The 24,818-nt window shown below is 75.3% G+C and carries 17 protein-coding genes; 12 read left to right on the forward strand and 5 right to left on the reverse strand.

Annotated features, from left to right (window positions below; translation table 11 throughout):
- Positions 1–35: 35 nt before the first annotated feature.
- The 3 genes from IF45_RS0106980 (at position 36) to IF45_RS0106990 (ending at position 3,175) form a co-directional block, all read left to right on the forward strand.
- Positions 36–1,259, forward strand: a complete 1,224-nt coding sequence (locus IF45_RS0106980; RefSeq protein ID WP_003950805.1) for an NAD(P)-dependent malic enzyme — start codon at positions 36–38, stop codon at positions 1,257–1,259.
- A 306-nt stretch (positions 1,260–1,565) separates the two neighbouring features.
- Positions 1,566–2,531, forward strand: a complete 966-nt coding sequence (locus IF45_RS0106985) for a zinc-binding dehydrogenase (protein ID WP_003950806.1) — start codon at positions 1,566–1,568, stop codon at positions 2,529–2,531.
- Between the two features lie 20 nt (positions 2,532–2,551).
- Positions 2,552–3,175: a GNAT family N-acetyltransferase gene (locus IF45_RS0106990; protein ID WP_030306254.1), complete on the forward strand. Its 624-nt coding sequence runs from the start codon at positions 2,552–2,554 to the stop codon at positions 3,173–3,175.
- A 404-nt stretch (positions 3,176–3,579) separates the two neighbouring features.
- Here IF45_RS0106990 and IF45_RS33770 read toward each other — a convergent pair whose 3' ends face one another.
- The 3 genes from IF45_RS33770 to IF45_RS0107005 form a co-directional block, all read right to left on the reverse strand.
- Positions 3,580–3,732 carry a DUF6221 family protein gene (locus IF45_RS33770; protein WP_222106643.1) on the reverse strand — a complete coding sequence of 51 codons (153 nt, stop codon included), beginning with the start codon at positions 3,730–3,732 and terminating at the stop codon, positions 3,580–3,582.
- A gap of 90 nt (positions 3,733–3,822) precedes the next feature.
- Positions 3,823–4,878 (reverse strand): PadR family transcriptional regulator, encoded by a 1,056-nt coding sequence (locus IF45_RS0107000; protein WP_030306256.1) that lies wholly within the window; start codon positions 4,876–4,878, stop codon positions 3,823–3,825.
- Between the two features lies 1 nt (position 4,879).
- Positions 4,880–5,830 (reverse strand): DUF4097 family beta strand repeat-containing protein, encoded by a 951-nt coding sequence (locus IF45_RS0107005; RefSeq protein ID WP_030306261.1) that lies wholly within the window; start codon positions 5,828–5,830, stop codon positions 4,880–4,882.
- Between the two features lie 170 nt (positions 5,831–6,000).
- On the opposite strand from IF45_RS0107005, the gene IF45_RS0107010 reads away from it, so the two are divergent.
- Positions 6,001–6,855, forward strand: a complete 855-nt coding sequence (locus IF45_RS0107010) for a hypothetical protein (RefSeq protein ID WP_015507114.1) — start codon at positions 6,001–6,003, stop codon at positions 6,853–6,855.
- Between the two features lie 33 nt (positions 6,856–6,888).
- Here the strand turns inward: IF45_RS0107010 and IF45_RS0107015 are convergent, their stop codons facing one another.
- Positions 6,889–7,071 carry a DUF6104 family protein gene (locus IF45_RS0107015; protein ID WP_003961784.1) on the reverse strand — a complete coding sequence of 61 codons (183 nt, stop codon included), beginning with the start codon at positions 7,069–7,071 and terminating at the stop codon, positions 6,889–6,891.
- Between the two features lie 282 nt (positions 7,072–7,353).
- On the opposite strand from IF45_RS0107015, the gene IF45_RS0107020 reads away from it, so the two are divergent.
- The 8 genes from IF45_RS0107020 (at position 7,354) to fxsT (ending at position 20,929) form a co-directional block, all read left to right on the forward strand.
- On the forward strand, positions 7,354–7,875 hold the full coding sequence (locus tag IF45_RS0107020; RefSeq protein ID WP_030306267.1) for a CU044_2847 family protein: 522 nt from the start codon (positions 7,354–7,356) through the stop codon (positions 7,873–7,875).
- Positions 7,872–10,136 carry a VMAP-C domain-containing protein gene (locus IF45_RS34245; protein ID WP_030306268.1) on the forward strand — a complete coding sequence of 755 codons (2,265 nt, stop codon included), beginning with the start codon at positions 7,872–7,874 and terminating at the stop codon, positions 10,134–10,136. The genes IF45_RS0107020 and IF45_RS34245 overlap by 4 nt, the downstream gene beginning before the upstream one ends.
- 120 nt (positions 10,137–10,256) lie before the next feature.
- A complete protein-coding gene (locus tag IF45_RS0107030; RefSeq protein ID WP_030306270.1) occupies positions 10,257–11,279 on the forward strand; it encodes an AAA family ATPase in 1,023 nt (340 codons plus the stop codon).
- 6 nt (positions 11,280–11,285) lie between these two features.
- A complete protein-coding gene (locus tag IF45_RS0107035) occupies positions 11,286–14,699 on the forward strand; it encodes an SAV_2336 N-terminal domain-related protein (protein WP_030306272.1) in 3,414 nt (1,137 codons plus the stop codon).
- 39 nt (positions 14,700–14,738) lie between these two features.
- Complete coding sequence (gene fxsA, locus IF45_RS0107040; protein ID WP_030306274.1) at positions 14,739–14,939, forward strand: FxSxx-COOH cyclophane-containing RiPP peptide; 201 nt, start codon at positions 14,739–14,741, stop codon at positions 14,937–14,939.
- Positions 14,940–15,162: 223 nt separating this feature from the next.
- Positions 15,163–16,407 (forward strand): FxsB family cyclophane-forming radical SAM/SPASM peptide maturase, encoded by a 1,245-nt coding sequence (locus tag IF45_RS0107045; RefSeq protein WP_051720674.1) that lies wholly within the window; start codon positions 15,163–15,165, stop codon positions 16,405–16,407.
- On the forward strand, positions 16,404–17,813 hold the full coding sequence (locus IF45_RS0107050) for an aKG-HExxH-type peptide beta-hydroxylase (RefSeq protein WP_030306276.1): 1,410 nt from the start codon (positions 16,404–16,406) through the stop codon (positions 17,811–17,813). The genes IF45_RS0107045 and IF45_RS0107050 overlap by 4 nt, the downstream gene beginning before the upstream one ends.
- Positions 17,814–17,923: 110 nt before the next feature.
- Positions 17,924–20,929, forward strand: a complete 3,006-nt coding sequence (gene fxsT, locus IF45_RS0107055; protein ID WP_030306277.1) for an FxSxx-COOH system tetratricopeptide repeat protein — start codon at positions 17,924–17,926, stop codon at positions 20,927–20,929.
- Between the two features lie 88 nt (positions 20,930–21,017).
- On the opposite strand, the gene IF45_RS0107060 is transcribed toward fxsT, so the two are convergent.
- A complete protein-coding gene (locus IF45_RS0107060) occupies positions 21,018–24,797 on the reverse strand; it encodes a multifunctional oxoglutarate decarboxylase/oxoglutarate dehydrogenase thiamine pyrophosphate-binding subunit/dihydrolipoyllysine-residue succinyltransferase subunit (RefSeq protein WP_003950819.1) in 3,780 nt (1,259 codons plus the stop codon).
- Positions 24,798–24,818 lie beyond the last annotated feature (21 nt).

Below are 24,818 nucleotides of genomic sequence, written 5' to 3' on the forward strand. Positions count from 1 at the left end.
AACCCTCGAACGCTCATGACTTAAGGGGTCACCAAGTGGCAGCGGAGATCGTCAATCCTCGCAGCGACAGCGCGCCGGAACCGGACGGGGAGAACTCTCCCCTCGACTCGTTCGACCCGGCCTTCGCGCTCCATCGCGGCGGCAAGATGGCCGTCCAGGCGACCGTCCCGATCCGGGACCGGGACGACCTGTCCCTCGCCTACACGCCCGGCGTCGCCAAGGTGTGCAGCGCCATCGCCGAGCAGCCCGAGCTCGTCCACGACTACACCTGGAAGTCCCAGGTCGTCGCCGTCGTCACCGACGGCACCGCGGTCCTGGGCCTCGGTGACATCGGGCCCGAGGCCTCCCTCCCGGTGATGGAGGGCAAGGCCATCCTCTTCAAGCAGTTCGGCGGGGTCGACGCGGTCCCGATCGCGCTGGCCACCACCGACGCCGACGAGATCGTCGACACCGTGGTCCGGCTCGCCCCGTCCTTCGGCGGCGTCAACCTGGAGGACATCTCGGCGCCCCGCTGCTTCGAGATCGAGCGCAAGCTCCAGGAGCGCCTCGACATCCCCGTCTTCCACGACGACCAGCACGGCACGGCCATCGTCACCCTCGCCGCCCTGCGCAACGCCGCCAAGCTGACCGGCCGCGAGCTGGGCGACCTGCGGGCCGTCATCTCCGGCGCCGGGGCCGCGGGCGTGGCCATCGCCAAGTTCCTCCTGGAGGCCGGGATCGGTGACGTCACCGTCACCGACCGCAAGGGCATCGTCAGCCGCGACCGCGACGACCTCACCGAGGTCAAGCGTGAACTGGCCGAGATCACCAACCGCGCGGGCCTCGCCGGCTCCCTCGACCACGCCCTCGACGGCGCCGACGTTTTTATCGGCGTCTCCGGCGGTACGGTCCCCGAGCCGGCCGTCGCCTCGATGGCACCGGGCGCCTTCGTCTTCGCGATGGCCAACCCGAACCCCGAGGTCCACCCCGACATCGCCCACAAGTACGCGGCGGTCGTCGCCACCGGGCGCAGCGACTTCCCCAACCAGATCAACAACGTCCTCGCCTTCCCGGGGATCTTCGCCGGCGCCCTCCAGGTGCGGGCCTCCCGGATCACCGAGTCGATGAAGATCGCCGCCGCCGAGGCGCTGGCCGGGGTCGTCGGTGACGAACTCTCCGCCGACTACGTCATCCCGTCCCCCTTCGACGAGCGCGTGGCCCCCGCCGTCACCGCCGCCGTCGCCGAAGCGGCCCGCGCCGCCGGAGTCGCCCGCCGCTGACCCGGCCCTCCCCGGGCCGTTCCGACGTCGAGCACCACGCCGGAAGCCGGGGACGCGTCTCAATCGCCGGCCGGGCTCACTCACCTTGAGCCCGGCCGGTTTCCTTGAGCCCGGCCGGCTCCCTTGAGCCCGGCCGGCGATTGAGGCCATCGGTGACAGCAACCACCGCCCCCGGAGCCCGGGGGACCAGGAACGGCCGAGCCCGACAGCACGCACCCCAAGATCCCGGCGCCTCCGGCGCCGATGAGCGGCGGGTCACACCCCGTGGTGGTTCCGTCGCAGGGCCCCCCGCCCTAGGGTCAGGGCATGTTCGCCGCCTACGCCGCACGCATCGACCGCGACCACCCCCTCGACGGCCTCGAATTGGGCGACCGCCCCACCCCCACGGCCCGCCCGGGCTGGACGACGGTCCAGGTCAAGGCGGCCTCGCTCAACCACCACGACCTCTGGTCCCTGCGTGGAGTGGGCCTCGCCGAGGACAAGCTGCCGATGATCCTCGGCTGCGACGCGGCCGGCATCGACGAGGAGGGCAACGAGGTCGTTCTCCACTCGGTCATCGGCCAGAGCGGCCACGGCGTCGGCCCCCGCGAACAGCGCTCGATCCTCACCGAGAAGTACCAGGGCACCTTCGCCGAGCAGGTCACCGTCCCCACCTGGAACGTCCTGCCCAAGCCGAAGGAACTCTCCTTCGCCGAGGCCGCCTGCCTCCCCACCGCCTGGCTGACCGCCTACCGGATGCTCTTCACCAACGCCGGTGTACGCCCCGGCGACTCCGTCCTCGTCCAGGGCGCGGGCGGCGGCGTGGCCACCGCCGCGATCGTCCTCGGCCGCGCGGCGGGGCTGCGCGTGTACGCCGTCAGCCGCGACGAGGCGAAGCGGAAGCGGGCCGTCGAACTGGGCGCGGTCGAGGCCGTCGAGCCGGGCGCCCGGCTGCCGCACAAGGTCGACGCGGTCATCGAGACGGTCGGCGCCGCCACCTGGTCCCACTCGGTCAAGTCCCTGCGGCCCGGCGGCTCGCTGGTCATCAGCGGCGCCACCAGCGGCGACCGGCCCTCCCACGCCGAGCTGACCCGCATCTTCTTCCTGGAACTGAAGGTGGTCGGCTCCACCATGGGTTCCAAGGACGAGCTGGAGGACCTGCTCAGCTTCTGCGCCACCACCGGCGTCCGCCCGGTGATCGACCAGGTGCTGCCGCTGGACCGGGCCCGCGACGCCTTCACCCGGCTCGCCGCCGGCGACCAGTTCGGCAAAATCGTCCTCAGCACGGAGTGAGCCGGGGGAAGGCGACGGGGATGACGACCACGGGGCGGGCGACCACGGGGCAGGCGACGACGGAGGCGGACGGAACGGCACCGCTTCCTCCGCCCGAGGCACCCGGCCTGCTCCTCCGCTACTGGGAGTCCTCCGACGCCCCCGCCGTGCTGGGTGCCTTCGCCACCCCCGAGATGGCCCGGCAGAGCGGCCGCCCCGTCACCACCCTCGCCGAGGCCGCTACCTGGATCACCGACCGCCGGGCAGCCCGGGAGGCGGGCCGCGAGCACTCCTTCGCGGTACTGGCGCCCGGCACCGGCGACCAGGCCTCCGGGGGCCGCCTGCTCGGCAGCGTCACCCTCGGCGCCGTCGACCCCGTCCACCAGACGGGCTGGATCTCCTACTGGACCCTGGCCTCCGCCCGCGGCCGAGGCGTCGCCACCACCGCCCTGCGCGCCCTCGCCGGCTGGTCCTTCGCCGAACTGTCCCTCTTCCGCCTCGAACTGGGCCACCGCACCAACAACCCCGCCTCCTGCGCTGTCGCCCACCGCGCCGGCTTCGCCGTGGAGGGCCTGGAACGCGCCCGCCTCCGCTACGGCGACCAGCGGTACGACGTGGAGCGACACGCACGGCTGGCCACGGACGAGGTGGGTGCGGCGGGCTGAGCGGCGGGCGTCGCCTCCCCCTCCCTAAGCGGCGGCAAGCAGGGCCGTGAGGTGGTGGTCGGCGGTCATGAGCGCAGAGTCGGGGGCCTTGCCGGGGGTGTGCCGCCCGTAGGTTGGGGCGATGGACGAAGCTGTGGCGAGCGGTCAGGTGTGGAGGGACGAGGTCCGTGCGCGGCCTACAGCCGTGCAGGACCGGGACGCCCTGGCGCGGCTTGTCGAGGAGGACGCGGATTCCTTCGAGGTCGCGTTGTACGAGCGTGCGGCGGACCCTCAAGTGCTGTCGGTCGATCGCGCCCAGAGGTCGCGGGCCGGGCAGTACGCCAGGCGCGTGCGGCGACTCCGGGAGCGCCGACGGCGCGAGGGAGGCTGAGCGTGCGCCTTGCGGGTGTGGCGGTCCCGCCTGTCTACGGACGCCACTCCTCGCGGTGGGCCGGGTGCCCGGCGTACGACTGGGCGAGGACTCGGAGCGCGTGGGCCAGGCCCGCCGGGCGGGGGCCCGAGGGAGCCATGGTCCGGACCGAGAAGGGCGCCCCGTTCGCGATGCTCGTCCGCCGCATGCCCGGAGCCCCGGGACGACCCCCTTGCGTCAGGGGTGTCCCGGGTGAGGCTTCCCGTGGCTGCCGCGCAGCCGAGGAGCCCCGCTCCTGTCAGCTCTGCCCGCTGTCCTGTCCGCCGCCTCCGCTCTGTTCCCGCTGTCCGTCCGTCCCCCGCAGCGTCGCCGCGATGTGGGCCGCGGCGGTGGAGAGGTGGCGGCGGGTCTCGCGGAGTTGGTGTTCGGTGACGCCGTGGTCGCGGGCGGTGTCGCGGATGTCGTCGCGGAAGCGGTCCAGGAGGCGGTCGAGGTCGCGGGACGGGTGGCCGGAGGAGGGTTCGGTGGACCACTCCGGGATGTAGGTGAAGAGGTCGCTCTCCGGACCCGGGTTCTCGAAGACGGGCTCCTCGGCGGGGGACGCCGGGCGCTCCTGCTTCTCGGTGCCCCAGCCGAAGCGGGCGAACTCCTTGCCCAGTTCGGAGAGGCCCTCGCGGACGCCGGAGGGCCAGTCGCCCCGGGCGAAGTGGTCCTGGACCTGGTCCTGGACGCGCTTGGCCATGCGGCGCACCTCCTCCTGGGCCTGGCTGGCCTGCTCGCGGGCCCGGTCCTGGGCCTCGCGGGCCTGGGTGCGGGCGCGCTCCGCCTCCTCGCGGGCGCGGCGGCTCTCGTCCTTGGCGCGGCGGGCCTGCTCCTTCCACTCCTGCTTGGCGCGGCGCAGCTCCTCCTTGGCCAGGCGCCAGGACTCGCGCTCCGTGTCGTCGGGGGCGGAGGCGGCGGCGCTGTCGCGGGTCTGCGAGGCGGCCGCGCGCAGTTCGCGCCGCAGGTCGCCGGCGGCGCCCCGGACGTCGTCGCGGATCTCCGCCGCCAGCTCGGCGACCGAGTCGCGGATCTCGATCTCCAGGTCGGCCAGCTCGCCCTGGCGGTCGGCCAGTTCGGCGCGGCCCGCGTCGGTGATGGCGTAGACCTTGCGGCCGCCCTCGGTGGTGTGGCGGACCAGGCCCTCGGCCTCCAGTTTGGCCAGGCGCGGGTAGACCGTGCCGGCCGAGGGGGCGTAGAGGCCCTGGAAGCGCTCTTCGAGGAGGCGGATCACCTCGTAGCCGTGGCGGGGGGCCTCGTCGAGGAGATTGAGGAGGTAGAGGCGGAGGCGGCCATGGGCGAAGACGGGGGGCATGTCAGAGCACCTTCTTGTCGTTCGGTGCGGCGTCGGAGGCGGGGCGCCGCAGCAGGGCGATCGAGCCGGAGACGGTGCTCGCCTTCAGGCGCCCGCTGCCCTCGCCCAGTTTGCCGGTGATCTTCTTCATGCCGAACTGGCCGGAGACCCGCAGGTCCTCGAAGGCGTGGGAGAGGGAGCCGCTGGTGGTGTTGGCCTCGACGCGGGCGTCCGCCGGGTGCGGGAGGCGGACGGCGATCTCGCCGGAGACGCTGGACAGCTCGATGTCGGCGGGGGAGTCGGCCTGGTCGATGTCGACGATCATGTCGCCGTTGACCGAGTCGGCGTGGAGGCTGGGGCTCGTGCCGTCCACCACCGTGAGGTCGCCGGAGACGGAGGCGACGGTGAGGGGGCCGGTCACCGACTGGGCCTCGACACGGCCGGTGACGGTGTCCGCCCGCACCGCGCCGGAGAGGCCGACCAGGGTGGTCTCGCCCGAGACGGCCTTGACGTTGGCCGGGCCCGCGAGGCTGGAGACGACGGTGTCCGCGCCGACCGCGCGGACCTCCAGCCGGGCGGAGTCCGGCACCGCGACGGAGACGACGGCGCGATGGTCCAGGGTGCGCGGGTCGGGGAGCTTGCCGCGCTCGATCAGGCGGCGCAGGCCCTGCCAGCTGAACTCCTCGTACTCGACCGTGAGGGTGGAGCCCTCGCGCCGCACCGTGAGCGGGCGGCCGGACAGCTCGGAGATGTCCAGGTGGGTGGTGGGGTCGGGGGAACCCACGACGTTCACCGCGCCGTTGACCACGCGGACGCGGAGGGTCGTCACGGGGCCGTCGAAGGACATCCGGCGCGGGGCGTCCACGGACCAGGTGCCGTCGTCCGTCCCGCCGTCCGCGCCCTGATGGGATTCCGCTTCCGCCCCGGGCACGGGGGGTGCGGCGTGTGGGGACTCGGATTCGGACTCGGACATGGTGCTGACCTCCTCGGCCTGGCGCACGGCAACGCGTCATATCGCATCACCTGGGACACACGATATATCGCGGTCGGCGGAAGTCAAGGGCTCGGGAGGGGGAGGGGTGGCCGAGGAGGGGAAAGTGGCCGAAAAGGCACGATGGTTCGTTCTGTCCTAGCGTGTGCACCATGCCGACGGACGCCGCGCGGAACCTCGAACAGCCCCTGCGGGGCACCGGCGGGCTGCTGCTCTGCCGGGCCGCCCCCGACGCCGTGGCCCCGGCGGCCGTCCTGCTCAGGCGCCCCATGCTGCTCGCCCCCGCCGGTGGCGGGTGGAGCGTGCTGGTGCCCGCGGACCTGTCCTGGCAGGGCGAGGAGGAACCGGTCGACCTCGTGCTCGACGGCTGGGCGGCGGCGCTCGCCGTGGGGGCACCCTGGCCGGTTCTCGCTCTCTGGTGGGACGCGGGCCGCGCCGGCTTCAGCCTCGCCTCCGGCGTCCGGCGGCCCGTCGGGTACGTGTGGCTGGCGGACGGCACCCCGGCGGGGGAGGACGAGGCGATGCGTACCTTCGCCGGGCGGCTCGGGCTCGACCCGGTCTTCGCCGTTGAGGCGCTGGACGCGCTGACCCGGCCGGACTCCGAGGCGGACGGGGCCGCGCGGCTGCGGGGCGTCCTCGCGGTGCTGGCGCACGCCGGGCTCGCGCTGCCGGCCGGGCTGGTGCCGGTCCGCCCGGCCGACGCGCTGGCCGAGGCGGCGGGGATGGCACCCGGCGTGCGGCGGACGGACCGGGCCGGCTGGCGGGAGGTCGTCCGGCCCGAGCTGGTCGAGGCGAGCGTCGTCGGGCCGCTGATGCGGGGGCGCCGGGCCCGGCTGCTGGCGGCGGCGCACCTGGTGGCGGGCAGCGCCCTCGGGCTCTGGGGGCTCGGGCGGCGCAGCGGCGGCTGGGCGGCGGCGGGCGGGCTGCTGGTGGCCCAGGGGATCGCGGGGCTCGCCTACGACCGGTTCAGGAGCGACCGGGCGCGTCTCCCGGTGCCGCCGGACTGAGGGAGCCCGGGCCCGCGACGGGGCCCGGTGCCGTTACTCGTCCTCGTCCTCGTCGTCGAGGCGGGCCAGCCAGGTGGCGAGGCGCTCGACCGGGACCTCGAAGTCGGGGTTGAGGTCGACGAAGGTGCGCAGCTGCTCGGCGAGCCACTCGAAGGTGACCTCCTCCTCGCCGCGCCGCTTCTCCAGCTCCTCGATGCCGCGGTCGGTGAAGTACATGGGGTGCTCCGTCACAGGTCGCAAGGGGTACGGGCGGCCGCCGCGGGCCGCCGACCCATGATAGGCGGGCCCCCGCGCGGGCCGCCGGGCCCTCGCCACCCCCGGCCGCCGGGGTCTACCCTGCACCCCCCACGGGCAGGTACAGGGGAGACGTGGGAGACGGGGGGACCCCAGCATGACCGCGGAAGCAACGGCAACCCCGCGCACGGCGCGCACCGCTCGCCCGTGCGCGCCCCGGCGCGAGGCCCGGGTACGCGCTCCCGGCCCCGGGCGGTGCGCCCGGTGACCGCCGAGGAGGCGGACCGGCCCCGGGTCGCGTACGTCGAACTGCCCGACGGCACGCCCGTCTGGGCCCGGATCTCGCAGGCCGACGAGCTGGAACTGCCGGACGGGGCGCCGCTCTACACCGACGCCGGGTTCGCCGGGCGGGCCGGGGAGCGGGTCCAGGCGCAGGTGGCCGGGCTCGGCGGGCTGATCACCGGGGTGGCCAGGTCGGTCGCCCAGGGGCTGCGGGCGGTCCGGCCCGACGAGGTCAGCGTCGAGTTCGGGATCGAACTGACCGGCAAGGCGGGCAAGGTCGTCGGACTGCTCGCCGACGGCGAGGCCAAGGCGGCCCTCACCGTGACGCTGACCTGGCAGAACGGCGGACCGCCGGAGCTCGACGAGGCGCCGGCCGAGGAGGACGGCGCCGGGCCCGGCGCCCCGGAGGCCGACGGGCCGCCGGGCCGGGACCGAGGGGGCGCACCCTCCCGCGCACCGGGGCGGCCAGGGCACGGGGGGAGCGGCGCCGGAGCCGTCCCGTGACGGGGGAGGGCGCCACCGGCGCGAGGGGCGCGGCGGCGGGGGACGAACCGCCCCTGGAACACCTCATCGCGGCGGCCACCGTACGCATCCATGGACGGCGGCCCGGGTATGACCCCAGCGGGCCGGACGAGGGCGTCCGGACCTTTCTCGGGAGCGGCTTCTTCGTCGCGCCGAACTGGGTGCTGACCTGTGCCCATGTGGCGCTGGCGGAGGGAGGGGGCCTTGTGGACGTCGTCCATGAGCCGGAGCCAGGCGGTCCGCCCGCTGTGGTGCCCGGCGAGGTCGCCGTCGCGCTGCCCGAGACCCCGCCCCGGCCGGGCGAGGGATGGGCCGCGCCCGACCTCGCGCTGATCCGCCTCCAGAAGCCGGCCGACCACGCCTGCGTCCACCTCGCCGAGCAGCCGCTGACCGACCACGGCCGCCAGGCCGGCGGCCGCTCCGGGCTGCTCCTCGGCTTCGCCGGCTGGTTCCGCTCCGGACACCGCCTCAGCAGGTACGACGGGACCGTCACCGTCCTCGGCCGGATCGGCTGGGGCGCCGACGAGGAGCTGCGGCTCGGCGACGACGACCTGCCCGACGGCGTCTCCGGCGGCCCGGTCTTCGACCCGCACCGCGGCGAGGTGGTCGCCCTGGTCAAGTCCCGCCGCACCCGCGAACAGGGCGGCACCGCCGTCCGCACCGGGCAGCTCCGCCACCTCCCCGTCGCCACCGCCCCCCCGCCCGCCGCCGCGCCCGCCCCCGCCGGCTCCGGCGCGCACTCCCGGGCGTACGCCCCCGAGGACCACGGCCCCGGCCACCCGGCGGGAGCGGCCTGGCCGCCGCCGGACCCGGCGCCCGACCCCGGCGACCTCTACCAGGAGGTTCTGCGCGGTCACGACCGCTTCCACCGCGACCGGCTGCGCCACGCCGACCGGGACGGTGCGCCGCCCGCCTGGGCCGACACCCAGGCCGTCCTGGACGGCGCCCGCACCGTCCCCTTCGGCCCCCGCGAGCGGACCCTGCTCCTCGGCGCCCTCGGCGAACTCCCGCCGCCGCCCTCCACCGCCGGGCTCACCGCGCTGCTCCGCTCCGTCCCCGGCTGCGCCTCCGCCGCGCGCACCGTCCCGCCGCCCCGCGCCTGGCGCGACGGACTCGGCGGGCTCTACGAGAGCCACGCCACCGACGAGGGCCGTCGCCTAGCCGTCCTCCGCTACGTGGTCGCGGTGCTGCACACCCCGCGCTCCCACCACGACCCCGGCACCGCCGAGGCCGAGGCCGCCCTGCGCACCTGGCTGCACCGGACCACCGCCGCCCTCGACCGGCCGGTGCGCGGCGAGATCACCGCCGAACTGCGCCGCCACGCCGCCGCCCCCGCGCCCCCGCCGCCCCAGGACCCCGCCCGGGGCACCCGCCACAGCGTCCTGCTCGAACTGACCCGCCGCCCCTGGGAACAGGACAGCTTCGACTGGCGGATCGGCCTGCTCCCCGCGCCCGGCCCGCCCCGCCCCGCCGGAGCCCCGGCCGAGGGCCCGCCCGACCCGCCGGAGCCCGAGCCGCTCCACGACGACCACACCGGAACCCCGCTCGCCGAGCTGCCCGCGCGCCTCGCCGGACCCCTCGCCCGCGCCTTCACCCTCGCCGACGAGCCCGGCACGCCCGCCCTGCTCCAGGTCGCCCTGGAGCGGGACGTGCTCGGCCTGCCCGTCGACACCTGGCCGGCCGGCCCGGGCGGGCCGCCGCTCGGCCGGCTCCGCCCGGTCGTCGTCCGGCCCGCCGAACCACCCGGCGGCGCCGGCGGGCCCGACCCCGTCGCCGACCGGTACCACCGCTGGCGCTGGACCCACGACGACGCCCCGCTCGCCCCCGGCATCCGCGGCAGGGTCCTGGACTGCGAGGCGGGTACGCGGGTACCCGTACCGTCGACGGACCAGCTGCGTTCGCTCGCCCACGCGTCGGTGCCGGTGCTCTGCCACTACCGGGGGTACGGGCACGCCGGCTCCGCCGAGGCGCTCGCCCGGCTCGTCGACGGCGGCTTCGGCGTCGCGCTGTGGCGCCGGGGCACGGGCGGACCGGAGCGGATGTGCGCCGAGTTCCACCGGCGCGCCGAGGCCGAACTGGCCCGCGCCCGTACCGCCCAGCGGCTCCCCGGCCTGGTCCACGCCCTGCGCGCCGCCCTCGCCGAGGGGCGCACCGACAGCTTCTGGGCCGACGGTGTGGCCCTGCTGTACGACGATCCGCACCAGCCGCTGCCCGGCTCCGACGACCTGTTCGCCCCACTCTGAACAACCACCTGACGACCCGCCGTGCGGCTCGCTACCGTGAGCCGCGAACCGGCGCCGACCGGCCGGCCCCCGGGCCCGGCCGCCCGAGACCTGTGCGACCCAGCGACCACGAGGATTGCTATGAGCGCGACCGACGAGTCCGGCGAGTGGCTCATCTACCGAGGCGCCGGCGAACCCCACGACGGCATCCTCCGGCTGCCCGACCCGCCGCCCTGGCGGGACTTCCGCCGCCGCGAGGGAGCGGGCACCACCGAGACGCGCCGCCTGGGCGCCTACCGCGACCAGGCCGTCTCGCTGCGCCCCGAGGCCGAGGAGCTGGAGGTCATCAATGCCGCGCTCTACCTGCGCCGGCCCCTCCTCGTCACCGGCGGCCCCGGCGTCGGCAAGAGCAGCCTCGCGCACTCGGTCGCCGACGAACTGGGCCTCGGCGACGTGCTGCGCTGGCCCGTCGTCAGCCGCTCCACCCTCCAGGACGGCCTGTACCACTACGACGCGATAGCCCGCCTCCAGGACGTCCAGATCGCCGCCCACAGCGGCACCGCCACCGAACCCGGAGCCCCAGGCTCCGTCGAGTCCATCGGCGACTACCTGCGGCTCGGCCCGCTCGGCACCGCCCTGCTCCCCGGCGAACTGCCCCGCGTCCTGCTCATCGACGAACTCGACAAGAGCGACATCGACCTCCCCAACGACCTCCTGAACGTGCTGGAGGAGGGCGAGTTCACCATCCCCGAACTCCAGCGGATCGCCGACCGGCTGCCCGACCGGACCGCCCACGTCCTCACCCACGACGGGCGCCGCGTCCCCGTGAAGGACGGGCGCGTCCAGTGCACCGCCTTCCCCTTCACCGTGCTGACCAGCAACGAGGAACGCGACTTCCCCGCCCCGCTGATGCGCCGCTGCATCCACCTGGAGCTGGGCCGCCCCGACCACGCCCGGCTCGCCAGCTTCGTCCGCGCCCACCTGGGCCACGACCGCGAACGCGGCGGCGGCGACCTGATCGTCCGGTTCCTGGAGCGCTCCCGCAGCGAACTCCTCGCCGCCGACCAGCTCCTCAACGCCATCCACCTCACCCAGACCGCCCCCGACCTGGACCGGGAGCGCCTCGCCGACCTGCTCATCCAGCGACTCGACCGGCCGAGGTGAGCGAGGATGACCGGAGCCACGGCCCGCCACGGCCCGGACGGCCACCCTGACCGGCCCCCCGTCCCGCCCCAGCGGCGAACGCCCCGCGACCCGTTGCCCGAGCTGGTGGCCCGGCTGCGCGACGCAGGGCTCGACGTCGACGCCGAACACCTCCTCGACGCCCTCTGGCTCGCCGCCCGCACCGGCGCCCCCGCCCCCGCCCCGGCCGACCCCCCGGCCGCCGGGACGGAGCGGGAGACCCCGCCCGAGGCCGCCGCCCAGGACCGGCCGGGCCCCGCCACACCGAGCACCGGACCGGCCGTGGAGCCGCTTCCCGGCCGCCCGGTGGCACCGCCCGGGCCTGCGAGCGAGCCCGGCGCCGAGCCCCGCGTACCCCTGCACACCCGGCCGTTCGCCGTCGCCGACGACGGCCCGGCCACCGGCGCGCTGCCGGTCGGGGTGCCCGCCGCCGCGGTGCTCGCCTCCCCGCTCGGACTTCAGCGTGCGCTCCGCCCGCTCCAGGCGTACCGGACCGGCGCCGCCTCCCGGCGGCAGGTGCTGGACGAGGGCGCCACCGCCGAACTCACCGCCCGTGCCGGGGGGTTGGTGCTGCCCGTCTTCCGGCCCGTCAACCGCCGTGAGGCCCTGCTCCAGCTGGTCCTCGACGCCTCCGGCTCGATGCGGGTCTGGCAGCGGCTCTTCGACGAGTTGCGGGAGGTCTTCGGCGGCCTCGGCGCCTTCCGCGACCTGCACGTCCGCTACCTCCACCCCACCGACGACGGCCGGGCCGCCGTCAGCCGCAGCCCGCGCCGCGACGGCGCGCCCCTGCACTCCACCGACCGCCTCGTCGACGCCACCGGACGCCGCGTCACCCTCCTGGTCAGCGACTGCGCCGGGCCCCTCTGGCACAGCGGCGCCGCCCACCGCACCCTGCACCGGCTCGCCGGACAGGGCCCCGTCGCCGTCCTCCAGCCCCTGCCGCAACGCCTGTGGCCCCGCACCCGGCTCCAGGTCACCTTCGGCGACCTGCGGCGCGGACAGGGCGTCAGCGGGGCCGGACTGCTCAAGGTCGTCTCCGAGGGGCCGCCGCCCCCGCCCGGCGCCCGCCCCGTCCCGGTCCTGCCGCCCACCGCCGCCGCCCTCGGCTCCTGGGCCCGGCTGCTCTCCGGCACCGGACCCGCCCGCACCCCCGGCGCGGTCGGCTGGGTCAGCGCCGCCCAGGAACCGGCCCGGCCGGTCCGGGCCCGCCGTACCCTCACCCCGCTCCAGCTGGTCAGCCGGTTCCGCTCCACCGCCTCACCGGCCGCCGGACGGCTCGCCGTCTGCCTCGCCGCCGCCCCGCTCAACCTCCCCGTCATGCAACTGGTCCAGCGCACGATGCTGCCCGACTCCGGCCCCGCCGAACTCGCCGAGGTCCTCCTCAGCGGCCTCCTGGTCCGCACCGACGAACCGGGCACCGGCGACGGCGAGCAGGAGCAGTGGTACGACTTCGCGCCCGGCGTCCGGCAGGCACTGCTCGGCCCGCTCGGCCGCGACGAGGCGATGCTCGTCCTCAAACACTGCTCCGAGTACATCGAGCAGCGCTTCGGCAAGGGCGGCCCCAACTTCCCCGCCCTCGCCTACGCCCAGCTCGGCCGCTCCACCGCCACCGGCCCGCTCCCCGCCACCGGCCGCTCCGCCCGGCCCGGCCGCGCCCCCGGCACCGAGGCCGGCGAGGCGGGGGAGGAGCACGCCCCCACCGTCCCGCAGCCCTTCGCCGAGGTCGCCGCCGACGTGCTGGAGCGCTTCATGACCGTCCCCCTGCACCACACCGACCCCGCGCCCGCCCCCGACGGCGCCGACCACCCCGTCCTCGCGGCCGCGGCCACCCTCACCCGGCGGTACGAGGAGGAGGGCATGGTCCAGTACCTGATGGACGCCGTCCAGCTCCTGCGCGGCGCCGCCGAGAACAGCCAGGGACCGGCCCGGTCCGCCCTCTGGGCCCGGTACGCCCGCGAGGTGCTGCGGCTCTGGCGCGTCCAGGGCGGCCGGGACCTGCTCACCGCCGCCCGCGAGGCCGCCGAACGCGCCACCGCCGACGACGCCGGCGGCCGCACCGGCCACCGCGACATCCTCGCCGCCACCCTGCACGCCACCGCCGAGGACCGGCGCCGCCGCGGCGACCGCCACGAGGCCCTCGACCTGCTGCGCCGCGCCGACCGGGAGTACGCCGTCGCCTGCGCCGCCCCCGGCCTCGGCCCCGACCAGGCGCTCCGCCTCACCCTGGCGCGGGTCCGCGCCCTGGAGACCCAGTGGCGGCTGGGCGGCGACAGCTCCCTGCTCCAGGCCGCCGTCGGCATGCTGGAGGCCTTCACCGACATCTGGCCCGACCAGCACCGCCGCCCCGCCGTCCTCGCCCTCGCCCACGGCCGCACCCTGCTCCGCCTGTCCGGCACCGGGACCCCCGGCGACCAGGCCCGCGCCCACGCCCGGCAGGCGGCCCGCGCCCTGCGCACCGTCGTCGAGGGCGAGGCGGCCGACACCGACGCCGGGGCGCTGGAGCCCGCCGAGCGCGAGGCGGCCCTCCTCGACCTCGCCGACGCCCTGCTGCGCGCCGGACCCGAGTACCACCAGGAGGCCGCCGACCGCGTCGAAGCGGCCCTCGGCGCCACCCCGCCCCCCTCCGCCCGCCGCCGCTCGGCCCTGCTCACCCGGGCCGGCCGCGTCCACACCGCCCGGTACGAGGAGAGCGGCGACCCGGCCGAACTGGTCCGCGCCGCAGCCCGGTTCGAGCAGGCCGCCCCCGGAATCCCGCGTGACGCCCCCGCCCACGCCGCCCTGCTCGCCGAATGGGGCGAGGCGCGTCTGCGGCGCGCCCTGCTCGGCGACGGGACCCGCGAGGAGCGGCTGGAGCGGGTGGTGGCGGCGGTCCGGGTGCTGCGCGGCTGCCGTGCCGAGACCCCGCGCGGCGACCGGGCCTTCGCCCACCGGCTGGTGCTGCTGGGACGCGGCCTGATGGCCCGCCACCGGCTCACCGGCGACCGGGTCGACCTGCGCGAGGGCGAACACCTGCTGGGCCTCGCCGCCCAGGAGGCCGCCGGGCCGCTGGAGAGCGCCCGCTGCCTGCTGGAGTTGGGCCAGGCCCGGTTCGAGGCGGCCCAGACCCTCGGCCGCCCGGCCCGCCTGGACGAGGCCGCCGACGCCTTCCGGGCCGCCGCCGACGCCGCCCGGCGCGCCCGCGAGGCGGCCGATTCCGAACGGGCCGCCGCGGAATCCGCGACGCTGGGCGCTCAGGCGGAGCACTGGCGGGGTATGACCTATGAGGCCGCGGGGCGCCCGCGTGCGGCGCGCGAGGCGTACGGGGCCGCCCACCGGGCCTGGGGCCTGCTCCCGCCCGGTACGCGCCCCACCGTCGAGCCGACACCCCGGCAGACGGCGCAACGCCTGGCCGAACTCGCCTGAGCGGCGGAACCGGCCGCCTCCGGGAAAGGAAGGACCGCCATGTCCGACTCCGTCCACCAGGCCCCGCCCGCCCGTCCGCCCGCGCCGGAGGCGGCCGCCGTCCTGCCCGACCTCCTCGACCTCGACCTGGAGTCCCTGCGGACCCTGGACCACCCCGTCCTGACCGCCCTCCTCGACGACCTCCGGGGCCGCGGCTCCGCCCCGCGCGAGATGCTCTGGAACTTCAACAGCTCGTTCTGAGCGCTCAGTTCCGGCCTTGCCCCGGCCCCGGCAACTCCGGGGAGTACGGCTCCACAGCCGCCTCTTTCGGCCACCTTTCCCCGTGCGGGCCGGGCCAACAGGCCAGCGGGGGCGCGGCCGGTTTCGTCGCCGTGGGGGACCGGGCACCATCCGGGTCGGGCCGGCCGGGGGCGCGGGGAACGGCCCGTGCCCGGGACGGGCGGCGGACGACACGGGGGTGCCGATGCCACGATCAGCGTGCCCGTCGAGCCCGCCCACGGACGCCGGACCCCCGTACCCCTTCCGCCAGTTCATCGTGAAGGTGCACGGGCGGTGCAACCTGGCCTGCCGCTACTGCTACCTCTACGAGGGCCCCGACACCGGCTGGCGCGACCGCCCGGCCGCCGCCTCCGACGCGGTGCTCGCGCTGACCGCCGACCGGATCGCCGAACACGCCGCCGCCCACCGGCTGCCCGCCGTCTCCCTCGTCCTGCACGGCGGGGAACCCCTGCTGGCCGGCACCGACCGCCTCGCCGCCTTCGCCGCCCTGGTCCGCCGCCGCGTCCCCGCCCCCACCCGGGTGCGCGTCACCCTCCAGACCAACGCCACCCTGCTCACCGCCGCCCGCGTCCGCGACCTGGCCCGGGCCCGCATCGCCGTCGGCGTCAGCCTCGACGGGGGCCGGGCCCGCCACAACACCGCCCGCGTCGACCACGCCGGGCGCCCCTCCTGGCCCGCCGCCCTTCGCGGCACCCGCCTCCTCGCCGAGCACGCCCCCGAGGCGTACGCGGGCATCCTGCTCGTCGTCGACCCGGAACAGGACCCCGCCGAGGTGTACACCTCGCTGCTGCGGCTGCGGCCCCCCGCCGTCGACCTGCTGCTGCCGCACGGCAACTGGAGCGCCCCGCCCCCCGGACTCCGCCCGCCGCCGGGCCCGCCCGCCCGCGCCCGGGCCGGCGCCCCCGCTCCCTACGGCGACTGGCTCGCCGCCGTCTTCGACCTCTGGTGGGAGGCCGGGCGCCGGCAGACCCGGGTGCGGCTCTTCGAGGAGGCGGTCGCCGCCCTGCTCGGCCTGCCGACCGGTACCGAGTCGCTCGGCCTCGACCCGTTCACCGCCGTGGTCGTCGAGACCGACGGCTCCCTCGAACAGGTCGACTCGCTCAAGTCGGCCTACCCCGGCGCCGCCGCCACCGGCCTCACCCTCGCGGAGCACCCCTTCGACGACGCCCTCACCCACCCCGGGATCGCCGCCCGCCAGTCGGGCCCCGCCGCCCTCGCCGCCGACTGCCGGGCCTGCCCCCTCCTGCACGCCTGCGGCGGCGGCCACTACGCCCACCGCCACCGCGCCGGGGCGGGCTTCGGCCACCCCAGCGTCTACTGCGCCGACCAGCAGCGGTTCCTCCACCACGTGGCCGCAGCCCTGGCCCGCGCCACCGGCACCGGACCGGCCCGTGACCCCACCACGGCCGGGGAAGGAGGAACGCGGTGACCCAGCCGATCCCCCACCACGTCCTGTACGAACTGGGGTGCACCGAAGGCTCCCCGGCCACCCTCCGGCTCCTCGCCCGCGACCAGGACCGGCGCCGGCTCCTGCTGCTGCGCGCCGTCCTGGACGCCGCCGACGCGGCCGGCGCCGACCGCTGCCCGCCCGCCGCCCGGCGCGGCCTCGCCGAGAGCTGGGCCCTGCTGGAGGCCGCCGAACGCGCCACACCCGACCGGGGTGCCACCGTCCGCTCCCTGCTGCTCGCCCCCCTCGTCGGCCCCTGGGCCGAACGCGCCCTGGCCCTGCTCACCGGCGCCGGCCCGTCCGACCCCGCCGCCGCCGCACACGCCCTGGCCCACCTCGCCCCGCTCGCCGCCGCCGCGGCCGTCCTCGCCGGGGTGCCGTTCCGGCTGAGGCTCACCGCCACCGGCGGCACCCTCGCCCTGCCCACCCTCGGCGCCCTGCGCACCGGGCCCGGCACCGTCCCGGTCGACGCCCACCACAGCGGCGGCCGCCTCGTCCTGCGCGCCGACGGTCCCCGGGCCGTCACCGTCCGCCCGCAGCGCGGCCACGGTGCCTGGGCGGCGTCCCCCGCCTGGCGCGCCGCCCACGCCCTGCCGCCGCTCGTGCCCGGCGGCCACCCCGTGCCCCTGGACGACCTCGACCCGTACCGCGTCCCGCACCACCCGGACCAGCCCGGGTTCACCGGCATCACCGACCTCGACGACCTGGCCCGCAAACGCTGGGGCGCGTCCTGGTCCGGCACCGCCGCCGCGCTCGGCCACGGCGGGCCGCACCGGATCGGCGAGGCCGTCACCCTGCTGCGCTGCCTGGTGCCGCTGGCGCCGCCGGGCGGGGAGACGGCGGGGGAGCCGCCGCCGGGCAGTTGCAGCGGGACGCGGCGGGAGGCGTTCGGCGCCGTGCTGAGCAGCGAACCGCCCGACGCGGCCGGCTTCGCCGAGACCCTCGTCCACGAGACGCAGCACATCAAGCTCGCCGCCCTCGCCGCCCTCACCCCGCTCCACCACGCCGGCCCGGCCCCGCGCCACTTCGCGCCCTGGCGGCCCGACCCGCGCCCCTTCGACGGGCTCTGGCACGGCGTCTACAGCCACCTTGCCCTCGCCGACTGGTGGCTCCGCCACGCCCGCGCCCTGCCCCCGGGCCCCGGGCGCGAACGGGCCTGGGCCGAACACGCCCGCCGCCGCGAGCAGGTCGGCGCCGCCCTGCCGGTCCTCGTCGGCTCCGACGCGCTCACCCCCGCCGGGCGCACCGTCGCCGAGGGCATGGTGACGGCGTACACCCGGCTCACCCACGCCGAGGTGCCCGCCGACCACCTGGCCCGCGCCGTCGCCTACGTCGCCACCACCCGGGCGCTCTGGCTCCAGCGCCAGGGCGGAACGCACCCTTCCTGATCTTCTTCCGTGAATCACCCGTGTGGGGCCGTGAACACTGCTCCAATTGTGGGAAGTTGAACGGAGGATGTCCGGCCCGTCGACCCACCCAGAGGAGCAGGAGAGGCCCCATGAGTCAGTTCCTCACGCCGGAGGCGGCGTCTCCCGGGGGCGGTGTCCCGCAGCCCGTGACCATCAGCTTCGCCGGATTCGACCGCGCCTGGGCCGCCTGGATCGGCGGCCTGCTGGAGCGCCGCGGCCACGGCGTCGTCCTCCAGCGCTGGGACCCCTCCGTCCGCGAGCCGCTCGCCGACTCGCTCCGCGACCTCACCCTCGCCCCGGGCCCCGTCCTGATCGTCCTCTCCCGCTGGTACGTCCAGCTCGGCCCCCGCACCCACGAGGAGTGGAACGCCGCGCTGCGCGAGGTCGCCGCCACCCACCCCGGCCGCTTCGCCGCCGTCTCGGTCACCACCGGCTCCCTGCCCACCGCCACCTCCGCCCTCGCCGCCGTCAACCTCACCGGCATCGGCGCCGACGAGGCCGAACGCCGGGTCCTGGCCCGCCTCGGCCTGCCCGACACCCCGGTACAGGCACCGAGCCCCGAGGGCGCCCCCCGCTTCCCCCTCGACACCTCCGAGGTCTGGGGCGGCGTACCGCGCCGCAACACCCGCTTCACCGGACGCGAGCGCATCCTCACCGACGCCCACCAGATCCTCCAGGACGCCGCCCGCGGCACCGGCGTCGTCACCCTCCACGGCATGCCCGGCGTCGGCAAGACCCAGCTCGCCGCCGAGTACGTCTACCGCTTCGGCTCCGAGTACGACGTCGTCTGGTGGGTCGACGCCGAGAGCCGCGCCTCCTTCCGGCTGCGCGTCGCCGAACTCGCCACCGCGCTGCGGCTGGACACCGGCCCCGAGTACGGCGAACGGCTCCGCGCCGTCCGCGACGCCCTGCGCCGGGGCCGCCCGTACGGCCGCTGGCTCCTCGTCCTCGACGGCGCCGACGAGCCGCACCAGATCTCCGACCTCGTCCCCACCGGCCCCGGCCACGTCCTCATCACCTCCCGGAACCCCGAATGGGGCGAGCACAACAGCCGGATGCTGGAGATCGGCGTCTACGACCGCGCCGAGTCGGTGGCCTTCGTCCGGCGCCGCGCGCCCCGGCTCGGCGGCCCCGACGCCCAGCAGCTCGCCGAGGCCCTCGGCGACCTGCCGCTCCTCCTCGACCAGACGGCCGGCTGGCTCAAGGACTCCGACCTCTCCGTCGAGGAGTACATCGCCCTCCTCGAAGGCGGCATCGACCAGGACATCGTCAAGGTCTCCCAGGACTTCCCGCTCGCCTTCCAGACCGCCTGGTCGATACTGCTCAACAAGCTCCGCGAGACCGTCCCGGAGTCCGTCGCCCTGCTCGGCCTGTGCACCTTCTTCGCCCCCGGCACCATCCCGGTCCGCATCCTGCGCGACCTCGACCACCAGGCGGCCCCCGAACCGGTCGCCGGGCTGCTCCGCGACCCCCTGCTGTGGAACCGCGCCGTCAACCAGCTCCGCCAGTACTCCGTGGTCAGCCTCGACTCCCACGAGTTCTCCGGCGACGACGCCGCCCTGCCCGGTGAGGCGTTCTACCTCCACCGCATGGTCCACCAGATCGTCCACCGCGACCTGCCCGAGGCCGACCGCGCCCCCTTCGCCCAGGTCGTCCGCGCCGCCCTGGCCGCCGCCGACCCCGGCCGCCCCACCGACACCCGCCTGTGGCCCCGGTACGCCGAGATCGTCCCCCACCTCGAACACGCCCAGGCCCTGGAGTCGACCGACCCGGCCGTGCAGAACCTCGTCCTCAACTGTCTGCGCTACCTCTACCTCTCCGGCGAGTACAAGACCGGCGTCGCCCTCGGCGAGCGCACCCTGGAGATCTGGCGGCGCCTCGTCGGCGACGAGCACCCCCGCATCTGGGACCTCGTCCACCACTACGCCAACCTCCTGCGCGCCGGCGGCGACTTCGCCGGCACCGAGGCGATCGAGCGCGCCGCCACCGAACGGCTCCGCGCCCTGGACGGCCCCCGCGACCTCGCCTATCTGCGCTCCTCCAGCGGCCTCGCCGCCGACCTGCGGGGCCTGGGCCGCTACGAGGAGGCGTACCAGCTCTCCACCGAGATCATGGACGCCTACGGCGAACTCCTCGGCGACCAGGACTCCCGCACCCTCAGCGCCCGCAACAACGTCGCCGTCTCGCTCCGCCTGCTCGGCCACTACCAACGGGCGCTCGTCCTCGACAAGGACACGATGGAGCGCCGCCGCGAACTCCTGCGCCCCCGCCACAACTGGACGCTCTCCTCCGAGCACTCCTACGCCCTGGACCTGCGCCTGGTCGGCCGCTACAAGGACGCCGAGTCCCTCCAGGCCAGGAACGTCCGCGAACAGCGCCTCGTGATGGGCCGCGACAACCCGGTCACCCTCGACGCCGAGCACAACCTCGCCCTGTGCCACTACCGCCTCGGCGACCGCGAGGCGGCCGGACTGCGCCTCGCCGACCTCCTCGACCGCTGCGAGCGCACCGTCGGCGAGAACCACCCGCTCACCCTGCGCCTGACCGTCTCCCAGAGCTGCCACGCCCGCGAGCACGGCGACGTCGACCAGGCCCGCGAACTGAGCGAGTCCGTCCTGCACCGCTACACCACCCTGCTCGGCCCCGGCCACCCCTTCGTCGCCGGCGTCCGCGCCAACCACGCCCTGGTCCTGCGGAACGTCGGCGAGCGCCGCGACTACGCCCGCTACGCCGAGCAGGCCTACACCGACATGGCCCGTGCCGTCGGCGAACTCCACCCCTGGACGCTGGGCTGCGCCCTCAACGTCTCCGCCGTCCGCAATGTCGTCGGCGACCCCGAGGCCGCCGCCGAACTCTCCCGCGCCACCGTCGACCGGGCCACCGAGGCGCTGGGCCGCACCCACCCGCTGACCCTCTCCGCCCGTATCGCGAACGCCGCCGACCTGCGCGGACTGCGCCGCCGCAAGGACGCCGAGAAGATCGAGGACGAGGCGCTCCAGGACTTCGCCGCCGTCCTCGGCGCCCAGCACGTCCACACCATCTCGGCCCGCTCCCGCAACCGCCCGTACTGGGACTTCGAGCCGTACTCCACCTGAGCCCGGCCCGGCGCCCCGTCCCCGGGAAAGCCCTGAGGCCCGCCCCCGCGTGTGCGGGAGCGGGCCTCAGGCCGGTACAGGGCCGGGATCAGGCGTCGAAGACCTCGGCGACCAGCTGGGCCTGCTCGGCCTGGTGGCGCTTGGCCGAACCGACCGCCGGGGACGAGGAGTGCGGACGCGAGATGCGCCGCAGCCGCTCGGCCGCCGGGAGGTCCGCGCCGACACCCAGGTCCAGGTGGTCGATCAGGTTGAGCGCGATGAACGGCCAGAAGCCCTGGTTCGCCGGCTCCTCCTGGGCCCACAGGAACTTCTCGGCGTTCGGGTACTTGGCGATCTCCGCCTGGAGCTCGGCACCCGGCAGCGGGTACAGGCGCTCGACGCGGATGATCGCGGTGTCCGTGACGCCGCGCTTCTGCCGCTCTGCCTCCAGGTCGTAGTAGACCTTGCCGGCGCAGAGGACGACCTTGCGGACCTGCGAGGCGTCCACCGAGTCGTCGCCGATGACCGGGCGGAAGCCGCCCGTCGTGAACTCCTCCGCCTTCGACGCGGCGGCCTTCAGGCGCAGCATCGACTTCGGCGTGAAGACCACCAGCGGCTTGTGGTGCGGGTTGTGCACCTGCCACCGCAGGAGGTGGAAGTAGTTCGACGGGAGGGTCGGCATGGCGACCGTCATGTTGTTCTGCGCGCAGAGCTGGAGGAACCGCTCCGGGCGGGCCGAGGAGTGGTCCGGGCCCTGGCCCTCGTAGCCGTGCGGCAGCAGCAGCGTCACACCGGAGTGCTGGCTCCACTTCTGCTCGGCCGAGGAGATGAACTCGTCGACGACGGTCTGCGCGCCGTTGACGAAGTCACCGAACTGGGCCTCCCACAGCACCAGCGACTCCGGACGGGCCAGCGAGTAGCCGTACTCGAAGCCCATCGCCGCGTACTCGGAGAGCAGCGAGTCGTAGATGTTGTAGCGGGCCTGGTTGTCCGAGAGGTACAGCAGCGGCGTGTAGTCGTCGCCGGTCTCCCGGTCGATGAGGACCGCGTGGCGCTGGCCGAAGGTGCCGCGGCGCGAGTCCTGGCCGGAGAGGCGCACCGGGGTGCCCTCCATCAGCAGCGAGCCGATGGCCAGGGTCTCGCCCATGCCCCAGTCGATCGTGCCGTCCTCGACCATCGCCGCGCGGCGCTGGAGCTGCGGCAGCAGACGGGGGTGGACGGTGACCCGCTCGGGGATGTTGACCTGCGACTCGGCGATCCGCTTGACGACCTCCGGGGAGACCGCGGTGTTGACCGTGACCGGGAACTCCGCCTCGGGGCCCTCCGGCTCGTGCTCCACCGGGTGCGAGGTGGCCTCGCGGACCTCGGTGAAGACCTTCTCCAGCTGGCCCTGGAAGTCCTGGAGCGCCTGCTCCGCCTCTTCGAGGGTGATGTCGCCCCGGCCGATCAGCGACTCGGTGTAGAGCTTGCGCACCGAGCGCTTCTTGTCGATCAGGTCGTACATCAGCGGCTGGGTGAAGGCCGGGTTGTCCGACTCGTTGTGGCCGCGGCGGCGGTAGCAGATCAGGTCGATGACGACGTCCTTGTTGAACGCCTGGCGGAACTCGAAGGCGAGCCGTCCGACGCGGACGACGGCCTCCGGGTCGTCACCGTTCACGTGGAAGATCGGCGCCTCGATCATGCGCGCCACGTCGGTGGCGTACATCGAGGAGCGCGAGGACTCCGGCGCGGCGGTGAAGCCGACCTGGTTGTTGATGACGATGTGGACCGTGCCGCCGGTGCGGTAGCCGCGCAGCTGCGACATGTTGAGCGTCTCGGCCACCACGCCCTGGCCCGCGAAGGCCGCGTCACCGTGGAGGGCGACGGGCAGGACGGTGAAGTCCGTGCCGCCCTTGTTGATGATGTCCTGCTTGGCGCGGACCACGCCCTCCATGACCGGGTCGACCGCCTCCAGGTGGGAGGGGTTGGCGGTGAGCGAGACCTTGATCTGCTCGCCGTCCAGGCCGGTGAAGGTGCCCTCGGCGCCCAGGTGGTACTTGACGTCGCCGGAGCCGTGCATCGACTTCGGGTCGAGGTTGCCCTCGAACTCCCGGAAGATCTGCGCGTACGACTTGCCGACGATGTTGGCGAGGACGTTGAGGCGGCCGCGGTGGGCCATGCCGACGACGACCTCGTCCAGCCGCGCCTCGGCCGCCGAGTCCAGGACCGCGTCGAGCAGCGGGATGACGGACTCGCCGCCCTCCAGCGAGAACCGCTTCTGGCCGACGTACTTGGTCTGCAGGAAGGTCTCGAACGCCTCGGCGCTGTTGAGCCGCCGCAGGATGCGCAGCTGCTCCTCGCGCTCGGGCTTGCCCGGACCGCGCTCCACCCGGTCCTGGATCCACTTGCGCTGCTTCGGGTCCTGGATGTGCATGAACTCGATGCCGGTGGTGCGGCAGTACGAGTCGCGCAGGACGCCGAGGATGTCGCGGAGCTTCATCATCGACTTGCCGGCGAAGCCGCCGACGGCGAAGGTGCGCTCCAGGTCCCACAGCGTGAGCCCGTGCTCGTTGATGTCGAGGTCGGGGTGCTTGCGCTGGTGGTACTCGAGCGGGTCGGTGTCGGCCATGACGTGGCCGCGGACCCGGTAGGAGTGGATCAGCTCGAAGACGCGGGCGGCCTTGGTGACGTCGTCGTCGTGCGAGGCGTCGATGTCCTTGAGCCAGCGGACCGGCTCGTAGGGGATGCGCAGCGCCTTGAAGATGTCGTCGTAGAACTCGTTCTCGCCGAGCAGCAGGTTGGCGACGATCCGCAGGAACTCGCCGGAGGCGGCGCCCTGGATGACCCGGTGGTCGTAGGTCGACGTCAGGGTCATGACCTTCGAGATGCCGAGCTTGTTCAGGGTGTCCTGCGAGGTGCCCTGGAACTCCGCCGGGTACTCCATCGCGCCCACGCCGAGGATCACCGACTGGCCGGGCATCAGACGCGGCACCGAGTGGACGGTGCCGATGCCGCCGGGGTTGGTCAGCGAGACGGTGACGCCCGAGAAGTCGTCCATCGTCAGCTTGTTGTCCCGGGCCCGGCGGACGATGTCCTCGTACGCCTGCCAGAACTCGAAGAAGTTGAGGGTCTCGGCCTTCTTGATGGCCGCGACGACGAGCTGGCGGTCGCCGTTGGGCTTGACCAGGTCGATGGCGAGCCCGAGGTTGATGTGCTCGGGCTTGACCAGCGTCGGCTTGCCGTCCTTCTGCGCGAAGGAGTTGTTCATCGACGGCATGGCCTTGATGGCCTGCACCATGGCGTAGCCGATCAGGTGCGTGAAGGAGATCTTCCCGCCCCGGGCGCGCTTCAGGTGGTTGTTGATGACGATGCGGTTGTCGAAGAGGAGCTTGACCGGCACCGCGCGCACGGACGTGGCCGTGGGCAGCTCCAGCGAGGCGCTCATGTTCTTCGCGACCGCGGCCGAGGGGCCACGCAGCGTGACGAACTCCGGGCCTTCCGCGGGCGCGGCAGGCTCGGCGGCCTTCGCGGCGGGCTTGGCCGGAGCGGCCTTGGCGGGGGCCGTCTTCGCGGGGGCGGCCTTGGCGGCCGGCGCCTGCTCGGCGGGCTTGGCCGGCGCGGCAGCCGGCTTCGCCTCGGGGGCCTTGGCCGCCGGAGCGGGCTTGGCCGGCGCGACCGGGGTCGCGGCCGAGGGGGCTGCGGTCTCCACGGGAGCCGTGCCACCCCCGCCGGGCTTGTAGTCGGCGAAGAAGTCCCACCAGGCTCGGTCTACCGAGTTCGGGTCCTGGAGGTACTGCTGGTAGATCTCGTCGACGAGCCACTCGTTCGACCCGAACGCGGCGGCAGGACTCTTGCCCTGCCCCGCTTGGTCGGTCGAGACGCTCGAATTACTGGGGGACTGTGGCGACACGGCGGCAACCGCCCTCTTCCG

This window comes from Streptomyces albidoflavus (genome assembly GCF_000719955.1).
Taxonomy (GTDB): domain Bacteria; phylum Actinomycetota; class Actinomycetes; order Streptomycetales; family Streptomycetaceae; genus Streptomyces; species Streptomyces albidoflavus.

What these genes read in the sequence shown, in the direction of transcription:
- IF45_RS0107005 (WP_030306261.1), bottom strand. Translation starts at nt 5,830, where the DNA reads ATGTCCGAGTCCGAATCCGAGTCCCCACACGCCGCACCCCCCGTGCCC.
- IF45_RS0107045 (WP_051720674.1), top strand. Translation starts at nt 15,163, where the DNA reads ATGCCACGATCAGCGTGCCCGTCGAGCCCGCCCACGGACGCCGGACCC.
- IF45_RS0107035 (WP_030306272.1), top strand. Translation starts at nt 11,286, where the DNA reads ATGACCGGAGCCACGGCCCGCCACGGCCCGGACGGCCACCCTGACCGG.
- IF45_RS0107010 (WP_015507114.1), top strand. Translation starts at nt 6,001, where the DNA reads ATGCCGACGGACGCCGCGCGGAACCTCGAACAGCCCCTGCGGGGCACC.
- fxsT (WP_030306277.1), top strand. Translation starts at nt 17,924, where the DNA reads ATGAGTCAGTTCCTCACGCCGGAGGCGGCGTCTCCCGGGGGCGGTGTC.
- IF45_RS33770 (WP_222106643.1), bottom strand. Translation starts at nt 3,732, where the DNA reads ATGCGGCGGACGAGCATCGCGAACGGGGCGCCCTTCTCGGTCCGGACC.
- IF45_RS0107000 (WP_030306256.1), bottom strand. Translation starts at nt 4,878, where the DNA reads ATGCCCCCCGTCTTCGCCCATGGCCGCCTCCGCCTCTACCTCCTCAAT.
- IF45_RS0106985 (WP_003950806.1), top strand. Translation starts at nt 1,566, where the DNA reads ATGTTCGCCGCCTACGCCGCACGCATCGACCGCGACCACCCCCTCGAC.
- IF45_RS0106990 (WP_030306254.1), top strand. Translation starts at nt 2,552, where the DNA reads ATGACGACCACGGGGCGGGCGACCACGGGGCAGGCGACGACGGAGGCG.
- IF45_RS0107015 (WP_003961784.1), bottom strand. Translation starts at nt 7,071, where the DNA reads ATGTACTTCACCGACCGCGGCATCGAGGAGCTGGAGAAGCGGCGCGGC.
- fxsA (WP_030306274.1), top strand. Translation starts at nt 14,739, where the DNA reads ATGTCCGACTCCGTCCACCAGGCCCCGCCCGCCCGTCCGCCCGCGCCG.
- IF45_RS0107030 (WP_030306270.1), top strand. Translation starts at nt 10,257, where the DNA reads ATGAGCGCGACCGACGAGTCCGGCGAGTGGCTCATCTACCGAGGCGCC.